Here is a 10,913-nt window from a genome sequence, read left to right on the forward strand (position 1 = left end):
GTATGAAATGAAACAAGAAACATCTGCGCGTAAATTGAATGGTGAAATCAATTACTCAAACGTAGTGAAGTCTGCCGAATTTCAAAACTTGTTACAAGCAAAGAAAAAATTTATTGTACCGATGAGCATTTTCTTTTTCAGTTTTTTTATTGCTTTGCCTATTTTAACATCGTATTCAAAGGTGCTCAATACATCAGCGTTTGGTGATATTACATGGGCGTGGATATTTGCATTTGCTCAGTTCGTTATGACATGGACATTGTGTATGATCTACAGTAAAAAAGCAGAATCATTTGATCGGTTATCGAATCAAATTCTTGAAAACTTGGATAAAGAGAGGGGATAAATATTGAATACGACAGCTTTTACTTTATTTTTAGTCATTGTTCTTGGAACGCTTGTCATTACGTACTATGCATCGAAAAAAACAAAAAATGCAAGTGATTTTTATACAGCAGGCGGTGGGTTAACAGGATGGCAAAACGGTTTGGCAATTGCGGGCGATTACATGTCCGCTGCTTCTTTTCTTGGGATTGCCGGAGCAATAGCATTAACAGGGTTTGATGGATTTTTTTATAGCATTGGTTTTCTTGTTGCCTATTTAGTTGTATTATATCTTGTTGCAGAGCCGCTTCGAAACCTCGGGAAGTTTACGTTAGCAGATATGATTGCAGCGCGTTTTGATGCTAGAAAAGTACGCGGAGTAGCAGCGCTTAATACGATGACAATTTCCATTTTTTATATGATTGCACAGTTAGTCGGAGCAGGAGCACTTATTAAATTATTATTAGGAATCGAATACACAACGGCTGTACTCATTGTTGGGACATTAATGACTGTATATGTTATTTTTGGGGGAATGACAGCAACGAGTTGGGTACAAATTGTTAAAGCAGTATTATTAATGGCTGGTACTTTTATTATTTCTGTTATTGTGTTTGCGAAGTTTAACTTTAGTATTACAGAAATGTTTGCACAAATGAAGACAGCAACACCATTGAAAGAAGCATTTTTAAATCCTGGTGTAAAGTATAAAGATGGTTTAGATACAATTTCGTTAAATTTAGGACTTGTTCTTGGTACAGCGGGTTTGCCGCATATTCTCGTTCGTTTCTTTACAGTACGTGATGCAAAAACAGCCCGTCAATCTGTTGTATATGCAACGTGGCTAATCGGAGCTTTTTATATTATGACAATTTTCTTAGGATTTGGTGCAGCAGCATTTGTTGGGAATGAAGCAATTGTGAAAGCGAATGCAGCTGGTAATATGGCAGCGCCAATGTTAGCAAAAGCGTTAGGTGGAAATCTTTTATTTGCTTTCGTTTCAGCAGTAGCCTTTGCGACAATTTTAGCTGTAGTAGCCGGACTAGTTTTAACAGCAGCATCGGCGTTTGCTCATGATTTCTATAATGAAATTTTACGCCGCGGAAAAGCAACGGAAAAAGAACAAGTAAAAATGGCACGTTACGCTTCAGTTGGAGTTGCAGTATTTTCCATTATTTTAGCACTATTTGCACAAACGTTAAATGTAGCATTCCTTGTATCGCTTGCATTTGCTGTTGCGGCAAGTGCGAACTTACCAGTTATTTTATTTACGATATACTGGAAGCGCTTTAATACGACGGGTGCCATTTGTGGTATGATTGTTGGCTTAACTTCTGCAATTCTCCTCGTTGCAATGAGCCCGAATGTATGGAATCCAGTGGCTGGAAAAGCGATTTTTGTTGGGGATCCATTATTTCCATATACAACACCAGGAATCATTTCTATTCCACTCGGATTTTTAGCAGCATATTTAGGAACGGTTCTCTCAAGTAAGAAAGAAGATGCAGCGAAGTTTGATGAAATACTTGTAAAATCGAATACAGGACATGGTATTAGTGATATTTCAGCACATTAAGAAACAGAAGTGCTTTCCGTCTAAGGGAAGGCACTTCTATTTGTATTTGTCGTCTTAATTAAATTTATCCCGCTATTTGTGGGGGTCTTACTGCCCGTAAAAGCCCGATTGGGCGGGCTTTCCATCAGTGGGGGATGAAAAAACCCCCACTGATGGAAGTTTCACTTTATCATTTTTTACTGTGGATTTTTTTGTTCATACAGTAGGATTTATATTATTTTTGTGGAATGAAAGTTTAGTGAGAGAAAAGTTTCAACTATTATGAGGCACCGAGCAGCTATAGAAATAAAAAGTTGTAATGGAAGGTGGAATATATAGTGAAAACGAGGCAAATTGGAGAATTATTAGCTAAAGATGAAAAATATGTATGGCATGGAATGCGTCCGTATAGTCCGAGCAGTACAATGATTGGAACAAAGGCAGAGGGCTGTTGGGTGGAGGATAGTGAAGGAAAGCGCTATTTAGATGGAATGAGTGGCCTTTGGTGTGTGAATAGTGGTTATGGAAGAAAAGAACTAGCTGATGCTGCACATGAGCAGCTGAAAAAGCTTTCTTATTTTCCGATGTCACAGTCACATGAGCCGGCAATTCAATTAGCAGAAAAATTAAATGAGTGGCTTGGAGGAGAATACGTTATTTTCTTCTCTAACAGTGGATCAGAGGCTAATGAGACGGCATTTAAAATTGCTCGTCAATATTATGCATATAAAGGGGAGACGCATCGATTTAAATTTATGGCACGTTACCGCGGTTATCACGGAAATACAATGGCGGCGATGGCAGCAACAGGTCAAGCGCAGCGGAAATATCAATATGAACCGTTAGTAGCAGGATTTTTACATGTCACACCACCAGACTGTTATCGCATGCCGAGAATTGAAGAAGAAAATATTTACGAGGTGGAATGCGTAAAGGAAATTGACCGCGTAATGTCATGGGAACTGAGTGAAACGATCGCTGCATTTATTATGGAGCCAATTATTACAGGCGGAGGTATTTTAATGCCGCCGCAAGATTATATGAAAGCTGTTCATGAAACGTGTAAAAAGCATGGTACACTTCTTATTAGTGATGAGGTCATTTGTGGTTTTGGACGTACAGGAAAACCATTTGGATTTATGCATTATGATGTAAAACCAGATATTATTACGATGGCAAAGGGAATTACAAGTGGATATTTACCATTGTCCGCAACGGCAGTGAAAAAAGAAATTTACGAGGCGTTCCAAGGGGCTGGAGAATACGAATTTTTCCGCCATATAAATACATTTGGAGGAAATCCAGCTGCTTGTGCCTTAGCACTTAAAAATTTAGAAATTATGGAGAACGAAGGGTTGATTGATCGTTCTGCTCAGATGGGATCTCTCCTATTAGAACAATTAAAAGAAGCAATTGGTAACCATCCATACGTAGGTGATATTCGCGGGAAGGGATTACTTATTGGAATTGAACTTGTAAATGAGAAAGAAACGAAAGAGCCAATTGATGGAGAGAAAATTGCAAGTGTGGTGAATGCTTGTAAAGAGAAAGGTCTACTTATTGGCCGCAACGGTATGACGACAGCCGGTTATAATAACATTTTAACGTTAGCACCACCGCTCGTAATTTCTAGTGAAGAAATTACGTTTATTGTAGAAACAGTGAAAGCAGCAATGGAACGCATTCGATGAATATGAGAAAGCGGGCTAAAATGATAAAGGCTCGCTTTATATCCCGCTATTCGTGGGCAATAAGACCCCCACCTCAAGATTGAGAGAGAATCGAAGAAGATAGGTGGGGGATAACTGCCCGTAAAAGCCTGATTGGTTCAACTAACCATCAGTGGGGGATGAAAAAAAACCCACTGATGGAAGTTTCACTTTATTAGAATAGTTAATTTGAAACGAACGGAGACATAAATATGTTATTAAATCAACGTTTTACAATTGGAGAAATGGCGAAAATGCATAATATTCCTGAATCGACATTGCGGTACTATGATGAAAAGGGAATCTTTCATCCAGCAATTGTTGATTCGCAAACAAATTATCGCTACTATACAATCGATCAATTTTCCATGTTGGATACAATTAAGTTTTTGCGACAGCTAAATATTCCGCTAAAAGAAATTAAACGATATATAGATGAAAGAACACCAGCATTTGCGCTGGATTTATTGGAGAAACAAGAAGAGATGTTACTGAAAAAACAAAGGGAAATTGAATATACGTTAGCAAAAATAAAGCATAAAATTCATTTAATGAAAGAAGCTGTACAAACAGATGATCATGCAGTCATTTTTACAAAATTACCAAACCGGAAAATTACAGCTCTTCCTATTACTCCAAATGTAACAGATGATATGTTTGAATATTATATTCATTCACTTCAAAAAAATATGAAACAAGTAGATGATAGTTTATTTTCAGGTGATATAGGTGTTACGGTAGCAAAAGATGCATTATTACAACATGATTTTCAAGCATACAATCGTGTATTTATTCTTCTTGATTACATGCCATTTCAAATTACTACTTCTGATGTAATTGAGGAGGGAATATATGCGTGTGCGTATCATCATGGACCATACGAAGAAACGGGAAAGACTTACAAGAGGCTGCTACTAGCTATTGAAAAGGATGGGTATGAAATATGTGGTGATGCAATTGAACTAGCTTTAATTGATTGGTCTGTAACGAGTAATCAAGAGGAGCAAGTGACAGAAATCCAGATTCCTGTGGTGAGAAAAAAATAAAAACACCATTCATAACAAAATATATTTTTTACTTCTCTCTTGACCTTAAAGTAACTTGAAGGTTTACAATGTGAACAGAGAGTCGTAAAGGAGAGTTTTGTAATGGAAACAACTGAGAATTTGAGAAAAAAACCGATGAAAAGTTTATTTATTTCTTATTTAATTCCAGCGGTACTTGGAATGGTACTGATGTCAGTAAATATTATGATTGATGCAGTTATGGTGAGCCGTGGTGTGGGAGCAAATGGATTGGCCGGAGTAAATGTTGCCGTACCTGCGTTTTCTATCTTTTTCTCCATCTCATTGTGGATTGGGATGGGCGGAGCTACATTGTATTCAATCGCTTTAGGAGAAAATAAAATAGAGCGAGCGCGCTCTATTTTCACACAATCTATGACAGTAGCTGTTGCGATTGTTAGTATGTTAATGATTATTTGTTTATGGAAAATAGAAGATATAGCATACTTATTTGGCGCAAATGATGTCATTTTACCGTATTCATTAGATTATCTACATGTATTATTCACATTTGGAATGATATATGTATTAGAAAATATTTTGAGTACATTTATACGAAATGATGGAAATCCAAATTTAGCTATGGCAGGTCTTATTGTCACAGCGGTATTAAATATTGCATTTAATTACATGTTTATCTTTGTACTAGGTTGGGGTGTGACAGGATCAGCATCTGCTACTATTTTATCTGCGGCAATTGGTTTTCTTGTGCTACTGAGTCATTTCTTTAGAAAAAATAGTATTTTAAAATGGACGAAACTCAATTTAGAATGGGAAACTGTAAAGCAAATTATGATCATTGGTTTTCCGAGTTTCACGACAGAGGTTACAGTAGCGATTGTAACGATTGGATTTAATATCACTTTTATTCAATATGCTGGTGAACAAGGCGTTGCATCGTATGCTATGGTAAACAGTATTCATGCTATGACGTTACTTTTATTTTTTGGCGTTGGGGCAGCACTGCAACCTATCGCAAGCTTCCATTATGGTGCAAACTTAACAGAAAGATTGAAACAAGGGTTACAGATTGCAGTTAAAACAGCTGTTGTACTCGGTGTTATTGCAACACTTATTGGTTTATTCTTTGGGAAATACCTTATCGGTCTATTTGACGTTCAATCTGAAGAATTATTAAGTATGACGGTAATAGGAATTAGTTTATTCTTCACGCAATACGTATTTTTAGGTTATAACATCGTATACGGGGAATATTTTCAATCCGTAAGACAAACAAAAAAATCTGTTTTTATTATTTTAAGTCGCGGATTGTTGCTGATCATCCCTCTTCTGTGGATGATGCCAAAATTATTTGGTGTAAATGGAATATGGCTTGTAATGCCTGTTGCGGAACTATTAACAGCGTGTGCTGTATTTGTGATGAATCATTTTTCACATCCAGTTTCTATACGGGTGTTGGAAGAAAAACATATATAATGATGAAGTCCCCTTACCGTGTTAAGGGGATTTTTTCTTGTTATATAGGGATTCGTACAAATATTACTTTTAAAGGGTAAACTATCTTCAATTGGAAAATAAAGCTATACAAGTAATTGGAAGAATATTATGATGAAAAAAATGGGGAAATAGGAGAATGTATAAGGATGTTAAAAAGAAAGAGATTCAAAAAGTATTGTTTTATTTTCTTTATCATTGCAGCAGTTTATATAAGTACTTTACAATATATTATTTACAAGCATGGTCACATGAAAGCACCAGATGATGCAGAGTATATGATTGTACTTGGTGCTCGTGTGAAAGGAACAGAACCTTCTTATGCTTTGCAATATCGTATTGATAAAGCAGCAGAATATTTAAAAACACATCCACAAACAACTGTTATTGTGTCTGGTGGTAAAGGAAAAAAAGAGGATATTTCCGAAGCTTTGGCGATGAAATGCGGATTGGTAGCGCAGGGAATTCAAGAAGAACGAATTACAATGGAAGATCGTTCTTCGAATACAGATGAGAACATAAAATTCTCAAAACTTCTTATTCCAACAAATAAGAAGAAAGGAATCATTGTAACGAATGATTTTCATATGTACCGCGCAAAAAAAATTGCCGAAAAACAGGGATTGCAACTAGAGGGATTGTCTGCAAGAACACCAAAGCCGATCATCATTCAATCTAATCTTAGAGAGTACGTAGCAATTACGAAGTATTGGCTTATGAATCAAATATAATGAGAAATCTTACGAAATTGTAATTCAGCTGAAAGGTAAAGCGATAGTTTCTATAAAAATACAAATTAAAAAATAGACATAAAAACCCTCTTTCTTTTTAGGCGGGCGAGAGCATCTGGCCATGTATAGAAGCGGTCAGGGCCTTTTTCTGCCACATGCAAGGTTTAAAACAAAAGGAGAGTGCAGATCATGCTGTATTCTGCATTATGTTATTTTAGCATTTTCTTTGCACGGGTAGGAACTTATCCCGCTATTTGTGGGCAGTAAGACCCCCACCTCAAGATTCAGAGAGAAGCGTTGTCCAGCTCTAGCGGCTAGAATCTCCGGTCGTTTCGTCCCCTCGGACGAGGCAAAAAGCACCTCTCTGTCAGGGGCGTGGGCGTCCTGCGATTCTGAGCGAGCCGCTTCCGCTTTTCTAAAGAAGATAGGTGGGGGATAACTGCCCGTAAAAGCCCGATTGGTGAGAGCTTTCCGTCAGTGGGGGATGAAGAAAACCCCATTGACGGAAGTTTCACTTTATTACTTCGTTTGGAGTACGATTAAAGGTATTGAAAGAGGTCTAATATGTAGGAAAGGACCAATCAATTACGATGGTTCTTTTTCATGTATCGTTTTGTTTTAAGCATATCGTTTGTCTATATACAAAAAATGTGATAATTATGGAGTATTCAGACTATAGGGGGTAGGATATGATGAATGAAATGATACATACAATGGAACAACACGTATCAGTACGAAAATATAAGAAAGAGCCAATTCCAAAGAATATAATCGAAAGAATGATTGGAGCAGCACAGCATGCAGCATCATCACATTTTGTGCAAGCCTATTCAGTTGTATATGTAACAGATGAAGCTTTGAAAGAGCAATTAGCAGAGCTATCTGGAAATCGCCATGTGAAAAGTTGCGCGGCATTCTTTGTTTGCTGTGCAGATTTAAAGCGGTTAGAAGTTGCATGCGAGAAGCATGGAACAGAAATTAAATCTGATACTACAGAAAATTTCATTGTGGCAACGGTAGATGTGTCTCTCTTTGCTCAAAATTTAGCGCTTGCCGCTGAATCTCTCGGATATGGTATTTGTTATATTGGGGGAATTCGTAATAACCCAGAACAAGTAAGTGAATTACTACATTTGCCAGATAACGTGTACCCAGTCTTTGGAATGACAGTTGGTGTACCAGATGAAAAACATGGCGTGAAACCTCGCTTACCAGTTGGAGCTATTCTACATGAAAACACATATGATGAGAACAAATATAACGAACTGCTAGATGAATATGATCATACGACCAATGAATATTATAAGGAAAGATTGACAAATCAAAAGGATATAACGTGGACAGGATCAATGAGCAAGTTTATGTCACAGGAAAAGCGATTGCATATGAAAGAGTTTTTGGTTAAAAAGGGATTTAATCAAAAATAATGTAGAAAAAGCAAATCTGTTCACACAGGTTTGCTTTTTTGCATGATTAAAAAACAAGGTCTTTAAAATTTATTTCAATATAAATATAGATTACTTATTCTTGATTAAGTTCTATATACTCAAACGAATTGTCATCAGGATGCTGCGCGATCATTTTCATACCACTAGGAACGAATGAAGGTCCAACTAATATTTCCGCGCCTTCACGTTGGATAAAATCTTTAGCTTCTGTAATAGAATCAACTACAATTGTCGCTGTAATATTGTGAGCAAGATTATTATTAGTACCAGCTAATAATAATAAGTTTTGAAATCTCGCAACATCGATATTTCCGATAGAAAACACATTTTGAGTTTCTTCATCGAGTAATGATTTGTAAAAGTCGAGGTGAGGATCTAATTTAGAAACATATATTCTAGGAATAATTGATAATATTTTCATAAGATAGCCTCCAGTATAATTTTGTATATTTATAGTAATATGTTTGATTTTACCATATTTTAGGTAAGGAAGAAGGAGTTTATTGGTCCAATTCAGAAGATAGAAAGTGGTTTTGATATTTAGATTGCAAAAGTACAGCTAATATATTTGAAATAATTTTATACTCAATGAAAGAAGGGGATTGCGTGATATATGAATTAGAACAGCAGCAATTTATTCGTTGTAAGCATCTATTACAGGAAGAGAGACACCTTGAGGTACAAGCTATTATTGAAGGGAATAATCTAGGGCGTGTGTTTGTTGATCATGTGGCGTTTCCGCAGTCAGGTCTAGTATGGCTTGGTAATTTGGATGGCTTTACATTTATTGGTAATCCGAATAATGAATCGTTTAATTTTGAAATAAAGCAGTTTTTAAATGGAAAAATTGCAAAAGAAGCAATTGAATTAGGGCTTCATTGGTTTGAAGGATTTGGCTATGGAATAGATTGGGATCATACGATTAGAAAGATATTGAGTGGCTATTCATATGAGGAATCCAATCAGAAAGTATACAAATTATATGAAAATCAGTACCAGATTCAAAATGAATCGAAAATTGATGAGGGATATACATTATTGAAAATAACAGAAGAAAGCGTAATTGCCAATCGTTTATATGAAAATTCATTTTTTGTATCGCAGCTTTCATTATTTTGGAATTCTATGGAATCTTTCTTTGAAAAAGGAATTGGGTATGGGCTTATGTATAAGAATGAAATAGTAAGTATTTGTTTTTCAGGATTTGTTAGTGAAAATACACATGCAGTAGCCATTGAAACAACGGAAGAACATCGTGGAAAAAAATTAGCTCAGAAAGTTGCGCATGCATTTGTACAGGATTGTTTCGCAAATGGGAAAACTCCTTATTGGGATTGTATGGAAGTGAACACGCCTTCAATTGCAATTGCAGAGAGTTTAGGATTTGTAAATGTGTTTAATTATATAGTATATGATTATCAGTTTTTACTTGAAGGACAAGAATAGTAAGAATAAACCAATCTGAAAAAGGAATGACCCAGGCGTGTTGATTATCTAGTAAAAAATCATAAATACATACAAAAATGAAGAGAAATTCCCATGTGTTTTTAAATCATAAAAAAATTACCGGATAAGATTTTAGCAAAAGCTAAAGTCTTTTTTGTTTGTAAAATAAAAATATTCCTAATTTTCGATTGACGATTTATTCCTATACTGCTAATATACTGAATAATTTTGCAAAATTATAAAACTGATTCGATAGATACCGAATCAAAGAGAGGGGACCATATGGTACACATTACATCTTGGTTTGAGCGGCATGTCAAAGTTGTTTATTCAGCATTTCGCGAAATGCTATTGAGCTTACACGTTTTATCTAATCCAGCGCATCATGTGAAACGACTACAGTGGGCAGAAAATCTATTGAGTATGATGAATGAAAACGAAAAGGAATTACTGCATGAAATGAACAGGAAAAGTGATGAGTGGTTTCGATTTATCGACTGGTGTTCAGAGTTTCCAGTTGAAGCGTATGTAGAAGAAGGGATTGAAAGATTACGGGCTACAGATGAAAAGGTATTTCAAAGATTTTTTCTGGATTTAGAGAAAGAAACGATTTGTAATTTTTTATACGAATACCATCAATGTTATTTCGCAAGGGAGCTTTTTCGAATTGAACCTTGGCTCCAACAATCCGTACATGATTTAAAAGAAATGATAAAACAAAATCCATTACTGCTTTCTAAGAAGTTGCATCCAAGGTTTTTAATTGAAGGGGAGCAAATCACATGCCCATCAACTTAAGAAATTTTCGTTTTGGGGGTACTTCAAAATGTTAGCCTGATAGCCATGGGGTCCTGCCGACAAAACGCGGATATTATACGCTAAGAGATTCCCAAAACTCAATATTACCTATTCTAATTAAGATTTTAATTTAGAGATTGGTTTTGAGACGTATTAAATATATAATTATTAGCGAAGGGCAATCTGTAAGTCATAAGGTACATGTTAAAAGAGAAACTTCTTATTTTATCCCGCATTAACGGACAGTAATACTCCCGCCTCAAAATTCAGCGAAAGCATTGTCCAGCTTCAGTGGCTAGAATGTTCGGTGGCTTCGCTTCTTCCTAAGAGGTAAAAAACACCTCTACGTCAGAAGCTCCATCCCCCTCACATTCTGAACGAGC

Annotated in this window: 10 protein-coding genes; 9 read left to right on the forward strand and 1 reads right to left on the reverse strand. The window is 36.1% G+C overall.

Translation table 11 applies throughout. From position 1 onward, the window contains the following. Window positions 1–7: 7 nt before the first annotated feature. From MR076_RS03300 to nfsA, 7 genes are all read left to right on the forward strand, one after another. Window positions 8–346 carry a DUF485 domain-containing protein gene (locus tag MR076_RS03300; protein ID WP_242217535.1) on the forward strand — a complete coding sequence of 113 codons (339 nt, stop codon included), beginning with the start codon at window positions 8–10 and terminating at the stop codon, window positions 344–346. Between the two features lie 3 nt (window positions 347–349). Then, on the forward strand, window positions 350–1,900 hold the full coding sequence (locus MR076_RS03305; RefSeq protein ID WP_242217537.1) for a solute symporter family protein: 1,551 nt from the start codon (window positions 350–352) through the stop codon (window positions 1,898–1,900). A 317-nt stretch (window positions 1,901–2,217) separates the two neighbouring features. Continuing rightward, a complete protein-coding gene (locus MR076_RS03310) occupies window positions 2,218–3,570 on the forward strand; it encodes an aspartate aminotransferase family protein (protein ID WP_242217540.1) in 1,353 nt (450 codons plus the stop codon). A gap of 230 nt (window positions 3,571–3,800) precedes the next feature. Continuing rightward, entirely contained in the window at window positions 3,801–4,634 is an 834-nt protein-coding gene (locus MR076_RS03315) for a MerR family transcriptional regulator (protein ID WP_242217542.1), read from the forward strand. 102 nt (window positions 4,635–4,736) lie between these two features. Beyond that, window positions 4,737–6,089 (forward strand): MATE family efflux transporter, encoded by a 1,353-nt coding sequence (locus MR076_RS03320; RefSeq protein ID WP_242217544.1) that lies wholly within the window; start codon window positions 4,737–4,739, stop codon window positions 6,087–6,089. Between the two features lie 167 nt (window positions 6,090–6,256). Further along, a complete protein-coding gene (locus MR076_RS03325; protein WP_242217546.1) occupies window positions 6,257–6,838 on the forward strand; it encodes a YdcF family protein in 582 nt (193 codons plus the stop codon). 692 nt (window positions 6,839–7,530) lie between these two features. Continuing rightward, window positions 7,531–8,265 (forward strand): oxygen-insensitive NADPH nitroreductase, encoded by a 735-nt coding sequence (gene nfsA / locus MR076_RS03330; RefSeq protein ID WP_242217577.1) that lies wholly within the window; start codon window positions 7,531–7,533, stop codon window positions 8,263–8,265. Window positions 8,266–8,359: 94 nt separating this feature from the next. Here nfsA and MR076_RS03335 read toward each other — a convergent pair whose 3' ends face one another. Continuing rightward, on the reverse strand, window positions 8,360–8,707 hold the full coding sequence (locus tag MR076_RS03335) for a VOC family protein (protein ID WP_242217548.1): 348 nt from the start codon (window positions 8,705–8,707) through the stop codon (window positions 8,360–8,362). 185 nt (window positions 8,708–8,892) lie between these two features. Here MR076_RS03335 and MR076_RS03340 point away from each other — a divergent pair, with 185 nt between their 5' ends. Beyond that, window positions 8,893–9,732 carry a GNAT family N-acetyltransferase gene (locus MR076_RS03340; protein WP_242217551.1) on the forward strand — a complete coding sequence of 280 codons (840 nt, stop codon included), beginning with the start codon at window positions 8,893–8,895 and terminating at the stop codon, window positions 9,730–9,732. A gap of 282 nt (window positions 9,733–10,014) precedes the next feature. After that, window positions 10,015–10,530, forward strand: coding sequence for a DUF5937 family protein (locus MR076_RS03345; RefSeq protein ID WP_242217553.1), 516 nt, complete (start codon window positions 10,015–10,017; stop codon window positions 10,528–10,530). Window positions 10,531–10,913 lie beyond the last annotated feature (383 nt).

The sequence above is a fragment of the Bacillus cereus group sp. BfR-BA-01380 genome, from assembly GCF_022663535.1.
In the GTDB taxonomy this organism is placed as follows: domain Bacteria; phylum Bacillota; class Bacilli; order Bacillales; family Bacillaceae_G; genus Bacillus_A; species Bacillus_A cereus_BB.

Bases quoted from the DNA above. Each gene is read 5' to 3' on its own strand.
- MR076_RS03300 (WP_242217535.1), top strand. From the start codon at position 8: ATGAAACAAGAAACATCTGCGCGTAAATTGAATGGTGAAATCAATTAC.
- MR076_RS03315 (WP_242217542.1), top strand. From the start codon at position 3,801: ATGTTATTAAATCAACGTTTTACAATTGGAGAAATGGCGAAAATGCAT.
- MR076_RS03320 (WP_242217544.1), top strand. From the start codon at position 4,737: ATGGAAACAACTGAGAATTTGAGAAAAAAACCGATGAAAAGTTTATTT.
- MR076_RS03325 (WP_242217546.1), top strand. From the start codon at position 6,257: ATGTTAAAAAGAAAGAGATTCAAAAAGTATTGTTTTATTTTCTTTATC.
- nfsA (WP_242217577.1), top strand. From the start codon at position 7,531: ATGAATGAAATGATACATACAATGGAACAACACGTATCAGTACGAAAA.
- MR076_RS03335 (WP_242217548.1), bottom strand. From the start codon at position 8,707: ATGAAAATATTATCAATTATTCCTAGAATATATGTTTCTAAATTAGAT.
- MR076_RS03345 (WP_242217553.1), top strand. From the start codon at position 10,015: ATGGTACACATTACATCTTGGTTTGAGCGGCATGTCAAAGTTGTTTAT.